This is a genomic window from Streptomyces sp. NPDC001880 (genome assembly GCF_053594575.1).
The window spans coordinates 1-18981 of the sequence record NZ_JBSFET010000038.1; the positions used below are offsets into that span (position 1 = coordinate 1).

The window sequence follows — 18981 nt, forward strand, 5'->3', positions numbered from 1 at the left end:
ATACGAAATCCCCTCCCGGACCCTGCGCCCCGGCGGGGCCCGCGAGGCCGCCGGCCCCGCGGCACCCGCATCGGCCGTGCTCAGGGGCCATGGCCCGGCCGCGAGCACGCCACGGTCCGGCATTACCATGGCGCTGATCATTTCTGCGGCAGCGACGTGCCCGGCGAGGCGCTCGGCTCCGCACCTACACAACAGGGAGCGACCATGGGCCTCGGCGTGCGCTGGACCTTGCACGGCGACGGGAAGACCCCCGCACCGGGGGCCGTGGTCCGGCCGGACGAACGGCTCTCCTGGCCCCGTACGTTCGGACTGGGCGCCCAGCACGTGGTCGCGATGTTCGGCGCGTCGTTCGTCGCTCGGAACTAACATCACCGACATGCACAGCCCCGCTCCGATCCGCCTCCGTCCCACCGTTCCGGCTCCCTCCTCCCCCACCGGGGTGTCGCTGGACCTACCGCAGCCCGAGCAACGCCGCAAGCGCGGCGTCATCTACGTCCGGGTCTCCAAGGACCGGCCCGACATGATCAGCCCGGAACTCCAGGTGGAGCATGCCGGGAAGCTGGCGGAGCGCGAGGACATCGAGGTCGTGATGGACCCGATCGTCGACATCGGAAAGTCTGGCCGCGCGTTCGATAACCGCAGCATCGCCGACATCATCGACATGGCACGGCGGCGCGAGTTCGACGTACTGATCCTCTGGATCTGGTCCCGCTTCGGCCGCAACCTGCGGGAGTCACTCCAGCACCTCGACACCCTCACCAACTACGGCATCGAGGTTCGGGCAGCGCGCGAGGACTTCGACGGCAAGACGACGATCGGCAAGTTCGCGATCGCGCAGATGCTGAACATCGCCGAATTGGAGTCCAACCAGAAGTCCGACTCGTGGAGGGACACCATCGAGCGGCGCCGCCGGGCCGGCCTGGCGCACGGCTCCCGCGGCCGATTCGGATACTTCCGCTGCGACGTCTGCCCTCCCCCGGAACGTGGCAAGAAGCTCCTCACCTGCCCACGCTGCAAGGACGGGATCCTGAGGATCGACCGGGTGACGGGACCGATCCTGGCGTCCCTCTACCAGAGGTACGCGGCCGGTGAGTCGGTACGCGGCATGGTGCTGTGGCTGAAGGAGCAGGGCGTGAAGCACTACACCGGCACTGATATCGATGCCGGGGCCCTGTACCAGATCCTCGACTCCGGTTTCGGCCTCGGCTTCGTCCGTTACCAGGTTCCTGAACTGCTGCACCGCACAGTCGAGACGCCCGAAGGTGGGACGAAGCTGGAGCGCACATCCCTGCACCGAGACCTCACGACCTACCTCTATTACCGGGGCGCTCACCAGGCGGTGATCGACGACACGGTGGAGTGCGAGCGCCTCTGGGACGCCTACGTCGAACGACGGCTGTCCAGCAACGACGACAAGGGCCACAGCTTCCGGGCGAAGTACAGCGTCTCAGGCTTCCTGAGCTGCGTCGGCTGCCACCGATCAATGCACTCCATGCTCCGGGCGAAGAAGGTGCAGCGTCCGTGGATCAACGGCCTGCCTGACTCGCGTGATGTGCTGTACCGCTGCACCCGGCACATGAAGTTCAAGGACTGTCCCGGGAACGGGGTGTACGCCACGCTGGCTGGAGCCGAGGAAGCAGTGGTGCAGTGGCTTCGCGACCTCGCCGAGCAGGAGCCCGGGTTGGAGTCGTCAGTGGGCCGGCGGGCTGTCGAGGTGGTGTCGAGCCCCGAATCCCCGGCCGTCGAGCAAGCGGTGCGCCGGCTTCGTGAGATCGAGCAGGTGCTGGCGGAGATCACTGCAAGGGAGGACAGGCTCACCGACGCCGTACTTGATGGCCTGGTGTCGGCCGACGCCGCGCGACGCAAGCGGGCAGAACTGGAGACGCAGCGCGCCGGACTACGGGTGGAGGAAGAGGACCTGAAGCATCAGCTCCAGGACAAGCCAACGGTCCTGCCCCGGCCGGACCGGAACATGTTCGTCAAGATCTTGGATCTCTGGGAAGCCGCTGACCACGACGACCGTCGGGCTCTGTTGAAGCCGGTGATTCGCACAGTGGAGGTCGCGCGGGGCCGCAATCACTCCGACAAGTACACGGTCTACGCGATGTGGGAAGCACCTCCGGAGCCAATCACGTTGTAGGGCATGGAGTTCCCCGCTTCGTTCCCCGCCGTCCGGACCAGGTCGTACTTCACAGCCAACTCGGCGGCCACCAAGCAGAAATCTTCGAGGCAGTGCTGCCTGGTCCGAACGGTGGTCCGGCGGTCGTACGGGCGGACTACTGCCCTGCGAATCCTCTGCGGCTGGCTGGCTTGGCTCCGCTCAGATGCCAGATGCATTCAGGTACTCCTCAACAATCGACGCAAGCTCGCCAGTCTGTGGGGACGGACGGCGATCAGCCGATGTTCTGGAGATTCAACTGCTTGGAGCCACCGGAAAGCTGTGCTAATAGTGGGGTCGCCCGGGGGGAATCTCACCCCCCGGGCTCCCACGGAACCGTAGTGACAGTCTCCCGTCATACAGCTCTTGTCGTTTTGGCCTCGCCCCTGCCGGGGCCGTCCAGGTCCAGTGAGCGAAGTGCTTCGGGCGGAGCGTGTGGCCCTTGCGCCAGCCGCCGCAGGGCCTGTTTCATGCCGACCCGGTACTTCTTCTAGCTTCCGCGAACTCGCCTTCGGCTGAGCAACGCTGGACGGACCCCGTGTTACCACTCGTTGCTGTTGCCCTCGGCGATCCACAGGATCTGACTGGCGAGTCGCTGCACCACGTCGCTGTATCGCTCGCTGCCAAATTCGTCGGCTGCAGAGACCGCTGGGAACGTCTGCTTGATGAGGTCTGCGACCAGCCCCGTGGGAAACCAATCCGGCAATTCGGAAATCCGCTGGAATATCCGAGTTGGATCGGTTCCGTCACGGCTGAAGGCCTCACCCCACTGCCCCATCGCTTCGATCACCGCCGGCAGCAGGTCTGGGTTTCCCTCGAATGCTGTCTTGAGGGTGTCCCGAACTTCTCCGCTGTGGCTGGCGCCCGCAGTCCATGCAAGCAGCCTTCGTGCGTAGTTTCTGTTGTCTACCCAGACAGCGGGAGACTTCCAGTCCTCAGCCAGCAGGAGTTTGGTGGCTTCGGCGGCTGCCGCATCCTGCAATTCCTCGCGACCCTGCTGTTTCGCGATGGCGCCGAGATGCTGAAGCAGAACAACCGAGGCAGCCAGAGACGTCTGCTTGGTGGCCTGACGGATGAGGGCACAGTAGGCGGTCTCGTCGGCATTGCGGGCTACAGTCGCTGCACGCCGGGCCGTAACGTCTAGCCCCATTGGCATCAGCGATGGCACGAGGGGAAGAGCATTCGCCAATGGCAGCGCCTCCGTCAGGCGTGCGTACAGCGGCGCGTCATAGTCACGGTGGTTCACCCGGCCCCAGGGGCCTGCCGATTCCAGTAGTTCCCAGTGCTCCCGGACCGCACGCTGTTGATCTGTCTCAATAGGCCCAGAGATGGCGGGGGCCGGCTCGGGCGGGGAGGCTGTCCGGTCCCTCCGCCAGGCGGCGCTCAGGGCCGCTGAGGCGCGTTGCAGCTCGGCGACCGCGTCTGGCCATGCCTGGTCGTCGTCGGTCGGTGGCCGGCCCGGCCAGCGGCCTGCTGTGGCAATCAGTTCTTCGACCTGTCGTTCTACCCAGTCGCACCATGGCCCGAGGCTCTGGTCGGCGGCAGATACGGCGTGGAGCTCGGCAACGACCTCGACGGCCAGGGGCTCGAGTTCGGCCTGGCTCTCGGCGAGAGCTCTGTTCAGTGCTTCCTCGTGGGGCTTGGTCTCTGCTCTGGAGGGCTCGACGGTCAGGCGGTCCCCGTTCAGATCGAAAGTGGGCATCGTCCTGTTTGTGCGGAGGCGCAATGCCTGCCATTCCTGGGCCGCTTGATGCGCGAGGCGACGTCGTTGGCGACCGACGCTCATCATCTTCCCGACTGCCCGGGCGGCCGCCATGACCGTCGTCGCACTGGCCGTGGCGATGCTCAGCTGATGGGGGTCGAAGGAGAGGGCGGATGCTTCCGCAACTTCATCGTTGTTCAGGTGCCACGACCGCTGAATCTGGTCGTGCTCGGCCAGTTGCGCCGCCTTCCACTCCCGAAGCATCTCCGGAGGGAACCGGGCGGCTTTTTCATCGATCTCGTACGAGTGCTCGATGCATAGCAGGAGCAGGTTTTCCGCGCTGCGGTTCTCCTCGCCCGACATGCCGGGGTTCCATCGGGGGCCACCCTCCCTGCGAGCGTTGATGTGCGCGACACGGCTGTTGAGGGTCCGATCGCCGGTCTCGTTGTCCAACCGGAACAAGGGGCGCTGGCAGTCCGGCTTGCCGCAGCGGAAGGCGGTTCCGTACAGCTGTTTCACGGTTGCGTCGGTCGGCGCGGGGTGCTCCACCGGGCGGCGATTCGGGTTCCCACCTATCACCAGTGCATTGTGCCCCATGCGGCCACGATCAGCGGCAACTTCCGCACACCAGCACCCTCGGCTCGGAATGTGGGCACGGCCAGCCTCTCACGTGCAGTTCATTGAAGAGGGCGGCCTGGGCTGGGGCAGGCAGGTGCCTGCCCCAGCCCAGGTACGTGATCACTGATGCTTCGACTGGCTGAGCGAGGCTGTTGCGGCTCGGTCGAAGGGCAGGTCCTTCAAGGGGAGGAGATGTTTCGTCAACTCTGGCACCGCCTTCGACAGGCAGTCCATGGCATTTCCCAGTGCCTGTCGATGCTCGCGTGCGAAGAGGTGACCGAACGCCGGCGCCTTCCAAGCGTCGCCTCCAAGTAGGGCGTCGAATACCGCCAGGTCGATGGTCTGCGGCAGCTGGCGGGCGATGGGGCTTCGGCCTCGCAGCCGTTCGGCGAGGTCCATGAAGTTGACCAGCCACGCTGGTGTCTGCGACATCGCGTCGCGGACGGAGGGGACAGGGCGCTCAATCGCGGGTGCGCCTGCTGACCGGCACGCCTGATGGATGGAGACGAGCTCCTCATGGAGCAAGGCGTCGGCCATCTCGGAAGATTTTAAGCAAGGCGGCGGCAACCGGAGCGGGAAAAGTGGCGAAGTCCATCCGCGACCAAATGCCAGTCGGTCTCAGTCACTGGGCGATGTGTCCTTCATCTCGGAAGGGATCGGTGTCGTCGTGCTTGTTGTCGATGCTGTAGCGCCGAAGTGCCCGACCCTTGGCTGGCGGGCGCCCAGACCGGGCCCGTCAGGAGATCTGTTCGTATAGGGCCCCCTCTGCCTCCCGCAGCTCGCGCTCGACGGCTTCGGTGAGGTTCGGGTTGTCGATGAGGACGCCGAACTCGACGTTGTTGTTCTCCGCGCTCCAGGAGAAGTTCGCGCTCGTGACCAGGAGGAGGTGGTGGTCGATGGCGAGGAACTTGGCGTGGTTGCGAACGTAGCCGCCGTCGAATTCCTTGGTGCACCAGACCGCTGCCGGGGCCAGGTGCGCGGCTACCTCTCTGGTTGATGGCGACCAGTGCTGTCCGCTGCCGTTGGCGGCCCGGGTGTCCATGTAAACGCAGACGGCGACGCCGTCGCGCTGTGCGGCCTTCCGAAGCGATGTCCAGAGTGCCGAACTGCGCTGGAAGTTGAAGGTCGAGCAGGTGATTGCATGGCGGGCGCTGTCGACGAGGCGGGTGACCGAGGTGGTGAGCGGTCCGCTCTGGGCGAGGTGTCCGGGCATGGTCCACAGCGGTGACAGCGTGGTCGGAAGTGCCCGTGCCCCCTCGATCGCCCTCAGGACCAGGATCTGTTGGGGAGCCGCTCCGGGACCGCCACCGACGGCCTCCAGCAGCCGCCGGATTTCTGCCCGCTGGCCGACCGCGACGACCTTGAGGGCGGAGGTCAAGGTGTCGCCGTCGGCCAAGCGGTCCGCTATGTCCTTGGCCTCGGTTCCTGTCAGAAGCCGGCCCAGCTGGCGTGGCGCGTTCGCGTCACTCATGGGCCTGGAAGAAGCCGAGGTCGCTGCCGGGCAGGTCGAGGAGGAAGCGGCGGTCGAGGAAGCGGTTGGCGCGCTCGCAGGAGGTCTCCGAGGCCATGACGCAGCAGTGGCAGGCGGCGCCGTGGAGGAAGTCCTCGGGATCCTGTGGCGTGCGCTTGGAGCAGATGGGGTCGGAGGAACAGCGTGCGGCCTTGCGCAGTGCGCTGCCGACGACCCGCTGGAGGCGTGTGGGCTCGCTGAGCTGTACGAGGCCGCCGAGGGTGCCGTCGCTGTCTGAGGCGGTGGTGCAGATGAGAAGGCCAGCCGCGGGGTCGCGGCCCTCGGCGGCGGGCCAGGCGTAGAGGCGTTCGCTGAGGCTGGCGGCCGAATAGCCGCAGGTCAGGGCGAGTTCGCGGATGAGGATGTGGGCGAGGGTGTGGACGAGCCAGTAGCGCGGGGGCTTCAGGCGGCTGTCGGGGTCGATCTGGCCCGCCGTGTCGGAGAAGCGGCGCTCGAAGTTTCTGCGGTGTGCCTCTCGGTGGAGTTTCCACAGGTCAGTGTCCAGGACTCGCTTCTCCCATGCGGCGACGGCGTTCTCGTCGAGCTGGAGGAAGATGCCTTCGCCCCGGTCCTCGGTGGCCACGGTCCAGCTCGGCCGGGACGTACGCGTCAGTGGGGCCAGGCGGCGCGGGAGGTCGCCGACGCGGTCCATGTCGTCGATGCGGGTGAAGCCGACCAGGGCATTCACCTTGCGGAGGCGTTCGACTGCGAGTACGCGGGTGATCTCTGGTTGCAGAGCGTCGCCCCGATCGCGGGTGGAGAGTGTGAGTCCGCTCTTGGGGTCCTCGACGCGGGTGCCGACGATGTCGCGCAGCAGGTATCGCCATTCGGGGACGAGTAGGTCGACCGGGTCCCAGTCGCGGAGCTTCTCCTCCTGCTCCTCCGGGGTGTCAGTGGGGGCGGAGGCCGCCTGAAGGATCTGTTCCAGGTCGTGGTCGGGCATGGCGGTGACGTCGACGCGGTCGTCCAGGAGATCCCGGATCATGTCCAGGTTGTGGCGGTACTTGGCGAGCTTGTCGCCGAGGGCGGTGCGGACCCGGTCGGCCAGGTCGCTGGCCTTCTCCTCCTGGGACTCCGGCATCACGATGATCGACTGGGTGGCCGGGAACCACAGGTTGGAGGCTCCGACGAGCATCAGGCGGGTCTCGTTGCGGCAGCCCTTGGGCTCGAAGGCATCCAAGTGAGGGTGGCGGCCTCGGCACTGTGGGAGTTTCGCCCTGCCGGCCTCGCCCTGGGCCTCGTTCATGGGTCGCCGCATGTCGCAGGAAGCGCAGTGGATGACGGCCGAGGCGCCTTTGCCGGCGGTCCGGTCGACCATCTTCAGGGCGGGCAGTTCCGCCTTGCTGCACCGTTGCCCGCGGTGTGCCCACAGGTCGTACGGGAACTCGTCCAGGTGGCCGTCGACGCAGGCCAGCAGATACCGGGCTGGGATGGCGGTGCGGCGCATCGCCTTGCGAGTGCCGGACCCTGCCCGGCCCGGGCACTTCGCGTGCTCGAAGACCGCCAGGTCTGTTCGGAAGGGGTGCGTGTTGCGGTAGTCGAACTGGGCGAGCAGTCCGAGCATGTCGCAGCCCGTGCACCGCAGCCACTGCGGGAAGACCCGAGACGGGACGCCGAGGTCGTTGCCTTCGGCAGACCGGCTGTACTTCTTCGGCTGCCAGGGATACGGCCGCAGCTGCACGTCGGGCGAGCGCAGCATCATTCGGACCACATCGCGCAGGCGCGGAGCATGGATCTGCGGGGGCGCGGACTCGCGGCGTCGCCAGATGCGGTCCCAATCGTCCAGACCGGTGGGCATGATCGTGAACTGCGGCAAGTCCATGATCGCGCCGGGACCATAGGTGTAGAGCAGGGAGGAGGGACGGGCAGAGCCGACCTTGGCACGGTTGTGCTTGGCGGCCTTGTCCGCCTCCTGCTCCAGGTCGCCCAGCGGGTCCACGGCGTGGGCGACGTCGTAGACGAAGCGCGTCTCGTCACTCACGAGTTGTCCTCCGGCATCTTCCACTGAGGGGCATGGTCGGGTGTGCGGTACACGAGTCGTTCCTTGATCGGGCTCACCAGAAGGTTGATCTCCGGCTGTACCTCGCGCATCGAGTTCGCCACGACGAACGGTGCGGCATCTCGGGTGTCGATGCCTGCCTTGGCGTTCTCTGCGCTCATCATCAGCGCGTCGTGCCGGCTCTCGTCCAGGACCCTCTCGTACACCAGGGACTTGCGCAGTTCCACGAGGTGCTTGCGCCGCTTGCCCCATTGGTCGAGCCGGTTCTCCAGACGCATGCGGGCCCGATGGGCGGCGTCCTCGTCGCCAGCCCGCGCAACGCGGCGGACGAGCGCGTCGACGAGTTCGCCCGCGAAGTGCTGCTCGGCCTCGATACGGGCCGCCCCGTCCTCCGGGGACAGTCCTTGGCCGTGGCCGGCCTTGGCGGCCTGCAGGACGCGGGCGGCACTGACCAGCACGCCGTCCAGACCACGTTCCATGGAGGTCACTGAGAATGGAGTCACGGACAGCGCCTCTACCTGGGCGTAGAACGTCTCGTGGTAGTGGCGGAACTGCTCGAAGTGGGCGAGGTCCCTCGGCCGCGCCCAGTTCCCAAGCGCGACCACCAGGCCCGGCCGGTCCGCAGTACGGCCGACACGGGAGGACGCCTGGATGTACTCCGCAGTGTTCTTCGGCTGTCCGACCACGAGCATCAAGCCGAGGCGGGTGACGTCCACGCCCACCTGGAGCATTGAGGTGGCCAGGACCACGTCGTACGGATTGACCTCACGCGTGGGTTCCGGTTTCTTCGCCTCCCGCAGGGCGCGCCGGTTCCGCTTGCCCGCGGTGGAGTCGAAACCCGGGTCGAACGTTGTCGCCATCTGGTCCAGGGTCGCGGTGATGTCCGCGCTGGCCACGCGCGAGGTCAGCTCGGCAACGTGCAGCGAACCATAGTCGGTGCCGGTGCGGCGCGGGAGCTTCGACCATGGTCGGCCCTTGGCGAGCGCGGTCTGGATGTCATCGCTCATGTACCGAGCCATTCCGGCGAGTTCGCGGGTGGCGCTGAAGTAGCCGACCAGGCTCATGTACGGGTCGGCCACGCGTCCGGACCGGTCGAGAAGCAGCTGTCCGCCGGCCAGCAACACCTCGGCGACTCGAATCTCCGCCGTGGTCAGGCGCACGCCGGTCGTGCTGATCCCGACGTACCGGCGCCCCGGGTGCTTCTCGGAGACCGGGATCTCCTTGGAGAAGTAGGTGTTGCCGGCGTCCAGGACCTGCGGCGGGAAGATGGTGACATCACGGCCATACAGCGCGCGCACCTGCTCCGACGCGTTTCGGGCAGTGGCTGTGGAGGCGACGAGCAGCGGACGTACGGGGCGCCCGTCCTTCGCCCGCCAGTCGGTCATCACGTCGATGGCCACCTCGAAGAGGCCCACCGTCGTGCCGAGCGCTCCGGTGATCAGGTGCAGCTCGTCCTGGATGACGAGATCCGGGGGCCGCAGCCGTGTGGCCGGGTGAACGGGGGCCGCCGGCCAGCCGTCCTTCTTGGGATGCTTGTTGCCGTCCTTGATGTCGCACTGCTGGTAGTCGGGGTGCACGAAGCCGTGCCGCTCGCAGCGCCGCGAGACGTGCCCGAACAGCGAAGCGGCCTCACCCTCCCGCGCCAAGCGGGCGAACTTATCCACGGTCGCAATGACGAACGCCGGCGCGAGCCGGTAGATCTCCTCGTCCACCGTGAGAACGGGCAGCCCCTCCGGGACCTCACCTCCGTCGGCGAACGGACAGTCGGCCAGCTCATCGCCGCAGTACACGTACACCCGGCGCAGCGTGGGCTCGGTCCGCACATCACGGGCCTCGACCCGCGTCCCGCACCACGGACAACGCTGGATCTGCAGCACCGTCAAGCGATAGCCACGGCCTCCGTGAGCGTTCTGAAGCTGAGTGGCTGCCTCGTCGTACCTCTTGGGGCTCACATCGGTACCGACCCACAGCCCGATCCGGAACGGCTCATCCCCCCACGTCGCCACATCATCGCGCCGCGCCAGTTCCGCCGCGCACACCAAGGCGGTGGCGCGCTGGAACTGCTGGGCGGTGAGCAGGCGCAACGTGTACCGCATGAGGACGGCGACTCCGGACCGCCCATCCAACGGACCGTCGAAGGCATCCACGACACCCTGGCGGCGACGGATCGCGAAGATGTACGCGGCAAGACCGAGATACGCCTCCGTCTTACCACCACCGGTCGGGAAGAACAGCAGCTGTGCCTTGGCCAGATCCCCCGACCGCTTCTCGGCCGTCGGGTCAGACAGCAGAGGCAACTGCATGAGCACGAAGGCGAGCTGGAAGGTACGCCATGAATGCGCCAGGGCTCCCTTCTCCGCGAGGATCGCTTCGCGGGCCTCGTCGATGCTCTCCTCCGGCCTGCTCGCCCGCCGCTCCGCAACCTGCGACTGCACGCGCTGATCGGCCATCACTCGGTTCATGAACCGGAAGCAGCGCAGCGCCTCCTCGTTCCCGAGGAGATGCTTCAGGCCGTCCTGAAGCTGGCGTTGCACCCGACGAGCCTCGGTGACCGCGTCCAAACCCTCGGACCGCAGATGCTCCGGAAGCGCCTCGGCCCGCTGCTCCTCGCCATCCAGCCAGGCCGTGTAACCCGCGACGATCGGCTCAAGCCCCGTACGCAGCTCGTCGATCGACGCCTCCTGGAGCTTGCGCATGTCCAGCAGGGCCGCGCCGATCTCCTCGGCGGCCGTCTGCGGCGTCTCGGTCACCGGCAGCCACGTCGTCCAGACCTCGCTGGCCTTGCGCGCTCCCTCGGCTACCTCCCAGTCCACCGAGCAGGTCCGGCCATGGGCGAACTCCAGACGGTTGCGGTACTGAAGCCGCAGCCGCCGCAGCTCGTCGTCCGGTTCCTCGCGCGTGTCCAGGAGTACGTCATTGACCGGCAGGAACACCTCAGCGCCACCGGCCGACACCGACAGCTTGGTCTGGTACAGCCACGCCTCGACCGGGATCTTGCGGGGGGTCTCCCGGTCGTTGCACAGCGCCACCTCGATCAGCCGGCAGCCACGCTCGGAGTCGTCGTAACGATCCACCCGAAGCAGGACCTTGTCCTTGAGTACGATCTCGGTCGTACGGGACAGCTCGAGGTCGGCAACCTTGATCGCCTTCGCGATGGCGTGCGGGGTGCGCTGGAAACGACGGAGAGCCGGAGCGGGTGCCGCGTCCTCGCCGTCTTCGGTGCCCTCACCACGCTTCTCCTTCACCGGCTCGTACGTGCCCCACGAGGCGGTCACTGTGAACTCGTCGAGATCTTCAAGGATCTGGAAGCGCAGCCCCATCGAAGCCGGGATCATCAGCCCACGCTTCTGTGGCTGGTCCTCGACCTCGTCCTCGTCCGAACTCGCGCTGCTGTCGTCGACGGCGGTGAGCGGCACGCCCCGGCTCTCGGTGGCGTCCACGGCGTCGCCCACGTCGGTCGCAGCGTCGTCCGAGCCGGCCTCGCCTGGGTCGTCCTGGCCGGCGGTGAGGCGCACGGGCGCTATCCGACCGATCAGGTACGCCGAGTCGGGGACACCGTCGAGGATCTCATCCGGGCCGTTCGCCGGGCCAAGGAGCTCACGCTCCAGGATATCGACCAGATTCTCCCGGGCGGTCCAGGAACGGTCGTCGGGTTCGAGGGCGAGACGGTAGGCCGGGGCCTGGGGGATGCCGGGTGTCGCTGCGGGCTGGGCGCTGTCGCGCCGGGGGGTGGTCACTCGTTGCCCTCCTCTTCCTCGGTGGCCTCAGTGTTGTCGACGGGACTGGCAACGCCCTGCGAGGCGGCACGACGATGGTTCTCCTCGAGGAGGCGGTCGAGGATCTCCACCCGGGCGGCGGGGCTCACCGTCCAGCGCTGCATCTGGCGGTAGGTGTGGAAGCCGTGCTCCAGGGGGACGTCGTCCCAGCCGTAAGCCGCCATGACTGCTCGGTCGAGATCGGCGTGGATCCCACGGAGGCGGGCTACATCGGGGTCGGCCGAGTCGGAGATGTCTGGGTCATTGACCAGGTTGTAGAGCTTGGTGAGGCCAAGGCTGCGGCGAAGCATGATCTCGCGACGCACTCCGTGGAGGGCCCGTCCCAGGTTGTCGAGGTCACCCGTGGGCTGCGGGCGAGGGAAAGTATCGAAGACGTCAGATGGTGTGTACCGGAAACGGGTCTCCAGTGTAGATCCGTACTTGATGGCCCAAGTTTGATGGAGCGACGAAGACAGCACCGCTTGATCGGCGAAGGAGTCCGTAGCGAAGACCCCCAGCATGTGACTGAATACCTGCCCCGCGGGCACTTGGAGCGGCACCACTGATTTACTCGTCAGAGCGATCACAAGCACCTTATCGAGGTGGCGGATTGCCTCCCGCATCCCAGGAGCCTGCTCTGCGAACAACCACCAGCGCTCGCGTCGAACCTTACGATTATTTGTCGCCCGTACTGGCTTTACGCGCTCGAGCACCCGCTGGTACGGCAGCTCGTACATCTTTGCCTGCTCCTCCGACATGCCGGTGAAGTCGATGATCCAGCGCGCAGGCGAGGCATCGGGCCGTGAATTGAGGTTCTCACCGTTGAGGTACGGATATAGAACTTTTGCGTTCGCAGGAGATGCCGCGATCCAGGCTTTCGCCTCCTCGGGATCCAGTACGAAGCCCAGCCCATCGACCTTGCAGCCGTTGTACGCAATCCCGTCTTTCTCCACAAGTGGATATGGGGTGCCGTCTACACGTCCGCCCGCCTCCAACAGAGGGGAAATTCGGGCCACCTCGACGTTCTCCTCACCCTCGGCGACCACTCGTGTCGCAGCCGAGTCCACGACGGCCCGCGTACCCCACACTGCCGCATACTCCAGGTTTGCGCTGGCTGCAGGCCAGGATCGACTCTGGATGGCGCGGGTGATCGTGAATTTAGCCATCACTAGCTGGTCGAGGCCGACCTGTCGGGTGTCACCCTGTGCGATCGTGTTCGTCGCGATTAGCCCCAGCCCTCCACGTCGGGTGAGCATGGCGTATGCCCGCAGAAAGAAGTACGCAGCGAGATCTCCATTGCCTTTCTTCGCGTTGGCAAGGAAGTTGACGAACCAATCTCGGATGTTGGCCCCCATTGATCCGGTAATTTTTGATCCGCCCAGGAACGGCGGGTTCCCGATCACCGCATCGAACCCGCCCCGCTCCATGACATCCGGCACCGCCAAAATCCAGTGCAGCGGCTTCCATCGCTCGTAGTCCGTCATCACCGTCGGTGTGAGCCCGGCTTCCTTGATGTCATCGAGCATCACTCGGTCTGTCTCCCCACCCCCGGCCGGGTACGCCCTCTCCACCGCGATGCGCAGATCCTCATACGCCGCCTTCAACTGCTTCCCAGGCTTCCCGCCCCACCGCAGCCCGGCCGCGATCACCCCGTCCGCGACATCGGCAAGCTGTGCCGTCAGTTCCTGGTACCGGCGCCACTGCCGACGCTTCGTAGCGGCCGAGCGCTGGGGGTCGCTGTCGTCAACCTCGGTGGCGAGCTGACGGCGGAGGCGCCTGGCCTGGTCCAGGATGTCGTCCACGTCCAAGGCAAAGATGCTGAACTGGTTGCCGGCCTCGGCGGGGTCGATGTGGAGGCAGCGCAGTTGGTCACCATCGGTCAGCCCGAGCAGGGCGTTGCCATGCAGCACCTTGTCATCGACAAAGGAGAACGGGAGCTTCGGGTCCAGCGACACCAGCCACAGCGACAGCTTGCACATCTCCACGGCCATGCCGTTGATGTCGGCGCCGTACAGGCAGGTCGCGACGACCGTCCTTATGGCGTGGACGTGCAGGTCGTGCGGTGTCCTTCCGTACGCCACGCCCTCGCGCTGCCATGCTTCGACGAGCCGGTCGGCGAGGTACCGCGCCGCGGCGACGAGGAAGGCACCCGAGCCGCAGGCGATGTCGGCGATGCGTAGGTCGAGGATCTGGTCGGAGTCGATGGGCCGCCACGCGTCCTGGTCGGCGGTCTGGTGTGGTCCGGGCGAGTAGACGAGAGGTTCCAGCGCGTACCGGACGACCTCCTCGGCCAGAGAGCGGGGCGTGTAGTGCGCGCCGGCCGAGGCACGCGAGGGGGTCTCCACCAGCAGAACACCGCCGGGCTCGACCACCAGCGGTCGGTTGCGCAGGTCGCGGCGGATGATGCCGATGAACGGGCGGAGCCGATCGCGCAGGTCCGGGTCGTCGGTGACGTCGCGCAGGGCGATCTCGGTGTCGTCGAGGGTGTCGCCCGCCTTGAGGGCCTTGGAGAGGGCGGCTTTGCTGGACGGCTTCGCGGCCGGCTGGTTCTGCTTGATCCAGGCGAGGATCGCGTCGGCCAGCGCGGTCTCGGTGCGTTTGGCCCGGCTGAGTTCTTCGAGGGTGGCGAGAGGGATCTCGGGTTCGGATCCCGCGCTGCCGTTCAGGCCGACGATGATCTCTTCGGCGGGTTCGCAGGAGTAGCCGAGCAGACCCTCGTAGATGTAGCCGATCTGTTCGACGTCGATGTCACGGAAGGAGATCCGTCGTGCTCCGCCGGGCAGTTGGGCGAACTGGACAGCGCGCAGGACTTCGAGCATGACACGGTCGCTGACCGTGATGGCCAGGGTGTCCTGGGAGTCGCAGGCGGTGAGGAAGGGGAAGCGGGCCGGGTCGAAGAGGGAGCCACCGTACTCAGGCAAGCGCAGGTCCTCGAAGCTTGCGCCCCGGTACAGGGCCTGGGAGGTGGCAAGGAGCCGGTGCCAGGTCAGGAACGTGGCATCGAGGGCCAGTTCGACTTCCTCCTTCTCGCGGGCGTCGAGGAGGTCGAGTTCGTCGCTGATGCCGTATCCCATGGCGAAGAGGCGGCTCTGCGGCAGCAGTCCGCGTTCTTCGGCGAAGAGGAGGAAGACGACGCGCATCATGACGGTGACGGCGGCCTCGTAGACCTCGCCCCTTGCCGCCGGCAGTGGGTCGGGCTCGCCGCGTCGCTGTGCGTCCAGGGCGCCTTCGGACAGGGCCTGGACGATGAGTTCGACGGCGCGACGGACCTGGGTGCCGAGCGCTTCGGTGATCTTCTCGGCAGCGGTGACGGACTCGCCGAAGAGTTCTGTCAGCCGGTCCTGCGGCTTGCCGCCGACCAGGCGGCGGCGCTGGAGGAGTTCGATGAAGGCGTTGCGGGTCTGGGGCTCTTCGATCCAGGTCTGGGCGTCGACAATGCCGGAGGCGACCATGGTCTGCGGGCGGGTGCTGACGATCGCCCACCAGCGGCCGTCGGTGACGACGCCAATGGGGACACTGGAGGCGCGCAGCAGCTCCTCCATGCGGTCCATGGGGCTGGCCGACCAGCCGTCGGTAAGCGGATCGCGCAGGGAGTCCGTGGGGTCGGTGACCAGGACGAGAGCCCCGTTCGTGTCGCCGTGGACGAGGGCGCCGTCGGCGCGCACGGTAACGGCGTAGTCGGGTGAGCGGACCTCGGCGGCGGCTGGGGCGGGCACGGTGTAGGAGGCGCCCCAGCGCAGGCCCTGGCGCAGGACGAGGTCGACCCAGGTGTCGCGGGCCTCGCGGTACAGGTCGAGGGCGGCTTCGTCACCCCGGTGCTCGTCCCAGTTCTCCCATGCCTTCTCGAAGGCGGGCTTGGCGTCCTTGATGGCATCGAGCGCCCGGGAGTCGGGCTGGGGGATGCCCTGGGGGTAAACGCGTTCCAGGGCGGGGACGGCGAGGAACGGACCGTCCGCGTCGACGAGTTCGAGCCAGGCGCGGTGCAGGCCGGCGGCGGTCGGTGGGTAGCGGCGGCTCATGCCTGGACCACTCCGTTCTTCGCGTCTTCGGGGGTGAGGGCGAACACGACCGCGGCGGCGGATACGTAGGGCTTGATGTCGCTGTAGCGCTCCTGGATCGAGGCGATCTCGCGCGCCTCCTCGTCGTCCAGACTGTCCAGGCGCTCGTTCATGTGGTGCAGGTCCCGGCGTCGCTGCTTCTGCTGGTCGTCGGTGAACAGCAGCTCTTCCTCAGCTCGGATGGCCTGCTCCAGGCGGTCATGGGACTCGCGCAGGTTGAGCCGGAAGGCGCCGAAGATCTCGTGGGCGCGCTTGATATCGGCGTCCCGGCGCTGGGCGAGCGCCTCGGTGACCTTCTCTTGACGGCTCGCGCTCTTGCGTTCCATCGCGGTCAGCAGGCGTGTGCGCAGCCGGGAGCCGTCGTCGTTCCACTCCTCGGCGAGGTGAGCACGTACCTTCTCATCGGCGAGGAGCAGATCGGCGGAGTCGAGGGTCTCGTCAAGGACCTGCTCGACCTTGGACTCGGCAAGGGCCTGACCACGCAGCCGGACGCCCGTGAGGAACACCTCCTCGTGCAGGCGCAGCCCGCCGCGTCCGACCAGGACAAGCCGGGAGACGGCGGCGACACAGGACTCGGGAAGGCCGGGGGCGATGACGGCGGTGACCCGGTGCACCGGGGAGTCCGTGCTGAAGAGCGCGGAGCGCAGGGTGCGGGTGGCGCGCTGCATGAGGGCGTGCCCGAGATGGATGTGGACCAAGTCGGTGCGGTGCTGTGCGGCCTGGTCGTCGAAGGTGATGGGGCGCGGGACGCCAGGCTCCAGGCGGGTGTCGAGGCCACGCAGGGCTGGCTGCCAGGAGCGGTCGAGGTTCGGGATCTCGAAGACCTGCGCCTCGGTGCGGTCGTCGCCGATCTCGACGAGCGGGGGCTGCGAGGTCAGCGTGAGCGCCGTGTCCACCACCCGGCGGGCGTTCACGGGCGTGAGATGCATGGCGGCCTTGCTCTCGTGGTACGTCTCCGAGAGCTTGGTGAGCCGGCGGTTCAGCTCCATTCCGCTGGCCAGCACGCGGGTGATCACCTCGTTGCCGTCGTCCGGCGCGGTCAGCCGGGCCTTGCGCACCGTACGGGTGGGGGCGAAGTGTTCCTGCACCTCGGCATCGATGACCTGGTTGACCTTGCCGAGGTCCTCGGTGGCCTGCCCGACCTTGGTCGCGATGATCCCCATGAACTTCATGTCCGCGTCGTATGTCGTGGAGCTGGAGACCGGCACGAAGTGGAAGATCTCAGGGTGCTTGGTCTGCCCGTACCGGTCGATCCGGCCGATGCGCTGCTCCAGGCGGGACGGGTTGAAGGGGATGTCGAAGTTGACCAGGCGGTGGCAGTGGGTCTGCAGGTCGATGCCCTCGCCGGCGGAGTCGGTGGCGAGCAGGACGCGGACCGGGTGCTTGTCCGGGCTCTCGGTGAACCGCGCGCGGATCTTCTCCCGCTCCTCGGTCGGGGTCGAGCCCTGAATGACCTCCAGTACGTCGTTGTAGCCGCGCTGCCGCAGGACGCGCTCGATCCATTCGAGGGTGGCTGCGTACTCCGTGAACACCACGACGCGTTCGTTGGTCCAGTGGGTGCCGTCTGGCCGGCAGACTGCGGCGAGGAAAGTCAGCAGTTCTTCCAGCCGGGAGTCCGGCTTGTGCTCATAGCGGCGCCCCCACTCGATGAGCGAGGCGATCTCGCTGCTGGTGGCCACGGCCAAGGGGTCCGAGCCTTTGGAGTGGCGCAGCGCAGTGAACTCGGGGTGTTCGGCCGCGCCCTCCTCCTCGTCGGACTGGCCGCTGCCCAGCACCTCCGTGTAGTACTGGTCTTCGTCGTCCATTCGAAGCTGGCGATCCCCCTGCGAGCCCTCGTACAGCTCGAGAGTGCGGGCGAACGACCACGGGCTGGACAGGAATCGCTTCTTCAGTAGCATCGCGACGATGTCACCGCCCGAGCCCTTGCCGTTCGCCCGGGCACTGTCCGCCAGCAGCCGCTCCAACCTCGCGAACTGCTGCTGCTCCTCCTCCAACGGCGTGAACGGGAGGGTCCCCAGCTTCCGGGTCTTGAACCCCTTGTCCGGCAGATCGGTCTTCAGCCACCGCACCATCACCTCCTTCAGCGCCTGCTCGTCGATGCTCGCGCCGCGAGTGAACCGGCGACCGTCGATCATTTCCAGCAGGGCGGTGAACGACTCCGAATAGCCGTTGTGCGGCGTCGCACTCAGGAACAGCCGGTGCTCGCATGCCTCGGCGAGCCTCATCGTCGCCGTCGTACGCTTGCTGTCCACCGCGTATCCACGCTGCCCCGGAGCCGTCGTCGGGCTGGCCGGCGCCACATGGTGCGCCTCATCGACCACCAGCACATCGAACGCGTACCGCCTGGCCGTCCCCGCGCTGCGCACATCGGCCAGCACGTCGCGCAGCAGGCGCTGCGCCCGCAGCGACGGCAGCCACGCCATGCTCACGATCACGCGCGGGAAGAGCCGGAACGGGTTGGCGTTCAGCCCGTGGCTCCGCCGCACCTTCGCCATCAGCTCACTATTGACGATGACGAAGTCCAGGCCGAACTTCTCCCGCATCTCGTCCTGCCACTTCAGCGACAGGCTTGGCGGGCACACGATCACTACTGACCGCGCGCGGTGCCGCAGCAGCAACTCCTGCACGACAAGCCCGGCCTCGATAGTCTTGCCCAGGCCGACGTCGTCGGCGAGTAGCAGGTTCGTCCGCGAGGACTGCAAAGCTCGGCTCAGCGGCACCAGCTGGTACGCCTCCACGTTCGCGCCGCTACGGAAGGGGGCCTGGTAGGAGTTGGCGTCCGCCGAGGTGACCGCACCCCAGCGGACCGCGTCCACGAATGCGGCGAGGGTGTTCGGGTCGTCGAACGCCTCGGGTCGCACGGCCTCGGGCAGCCCCTGGTTCGGGGCGACGGTGTGCCCAACCTCCAGCTCCCAGACCACCGTTAGCTCCTGCCCGAGCCGGTCCTCGTCCAGCGACTGCAGGCTGACCACATGGGTAAGGCCCGGCACGCCCTCGTCGGCGGGGCTACGGGGAAGACCCTGCTTCTGGATGTCGGACACGGCCCAGGTGGAGCCCCGGACCTTGACGACCTGTCCCGGCTCTGGGACCGGCGGAATGGCCGCCGTATTCGGGGTGCTGCTCGCCGATCCCTGCGGATACTCCGTCGCGGTCGCCACCTGGGCAGACTCCTTCACCAATG

At 67.1% G+C, this 18981-nt stretch carries 8 protein-coding genes and 1 pseudogene; 2 read left to right on the top strand and 7 right to left on the bottom strand.

The window, feature by feature from the left end; translation table 11 throughout:
- Window positions 1–204: 204 nt before the first annotated feature.
- Window positions 205–357, top strand: a pseudogene (locus tag ACWCQ6_RS20895) (nitrate reductase); the annotation flags it as partial.
- Window positions 358–376: 19 nt separating this feature from the next.
- On the top strand, window positions 377–2140 hold the full coding sequence (locus ACWCQ6_RS20900; RefSeq protein WP_451091252.1) for a recombinase family protein: 1764 nt from the start codon (window positions 377–379) through the stop codon (window positions 2138–2140).
- 559 nt (window positions 2141–2699) lie between these two features.
- On the opposite strand, the gene ACWCQ6_RS20905 is transcribed toward ACWCQ6_RS20900, so the two are convergent.
- From ACWCQ6_RS20905 to drmD, 7 genes are all read right to left on the bottom strand, one after another.
- Complete coding sequence (locus ACWCQ6_RS20905) at window positions 2700–4379, bottom strand: hypothetical protein (protein WP_451091254.1); 1680 nt, start codon at window positions 4377–4379, stop codon at window positions 2700–2702.
- 219 nt (window positions 4380–4598) lie between these two features.
- Window positions 4599–5015: a hypothetical protein gene (locus ACWCQ6_RS20910; RefSeq protein WP_451091256.1), complete on the bottom strand. Its 417-nt coding sequence runs from the start codon at window positions 5013–5015 to the stop codon at window positions 4599–4601.
- Between the two features lie 199 nt (window positions 5016–5214).
- On the bottom strand, window positions 5215–5949 hold the full coding sequence (gene drmC / locus ACWCQ6_RS20915) for a DISARM system phospholipase D-like protein DrmC (protein WP_451091258.1): 735 nt from the start codon (window positions 5947–5949) through the stop codon (window positions 5215–5217).
- On the bottom strand, window positions 5942–7969 hold the full coding sequence (gene drmB / locus ACWCQ6_RS20920) for a DrmB family protein (RefSeq protein ID WP_451091260.1): 2028 nt from the start codon (window positions 7967–7969) through the stop codon (window positions 5942–5944). Before drmB ends, drmC begins: the two co-directional genes overlap by 8 nt.
- Complete coding sequence (gene drmA, locus ACWCQ6_RS20925) at window positions 7966–11724, bottom strand: DISARM system helicase DrmA (protein WP_451091262.1); 3759 nt, start codon at window positions 11722–11724, stop codon at window positions 7966–7968. The genes drmB and drmA overlap by 4 nt, the downstream gene beginning before the upstream one ends.
- Window positions 11721–15761, bottom strand: coding sequence for an Eco57I restriction-modification methylase domain-containing protein (locus ACWCQ6_RS20930; RefSeq protein WP_451091264.1), 4041 nt, complete (start codon window positions 15759–15761; stop codon window positions 11721–11723). The genes drmA and ACWCQ6_RS20930 overlap by 4 nt, the downstream gene beginning before the upstream one ends.
- Window positions 15758–18958, bottom strand: a complete 3201-nt coding sequence (drmD, locus tag ACWCQ6_RS20935) for a DISARM system SNF2-like helicase DrmD (RefSeq protein ID WP_451091266.1) — start codon at window positions 18956–18958, stop codon at window positions 15758–15760. The genes ACWCQ6_RS20930 and drmD overlap by 4 nt, the downstream gene beginning before the upstream one ends.
- Window positions 18959–18981 lie beyond the last annotated feature (23 nt).

What these genes read in the sequence shown, in the direction of transcription:
- ACWCQ6_RS20900 (WP_451091252.1), top strand. Translation starts at nt 377, where the DNA reads ATGCACAGCCCCGCTCCGATCCGCCTCCGTCCCACCGTTCCGGCTCCC.
- ACWCQ6_RS20910 (WP_451091256.1), bottom strand. Translation starts at nt 5,015, where the DNA reads ATGGCCGACGCCTTGCTCCATGAGGAGCTCGTCTCCATCCATCAGGCG.
- ACWCQ6_RS20930 (WP_451091264.1), bottom strand. Translation starts at nt 15,761, where the DNA reads ATGAGCCGCCGCTACCCACCGACCGCCGCCGGCCTGCACCGCGCCTGG.
- drmC (WP_451091258.1), bottom strand. Translation starts at nt 5,949, where the DNA reads ATGAGTGACGCGAACGCGCCACGCCAGCTGGGCCGGCTTCTGACAGGA.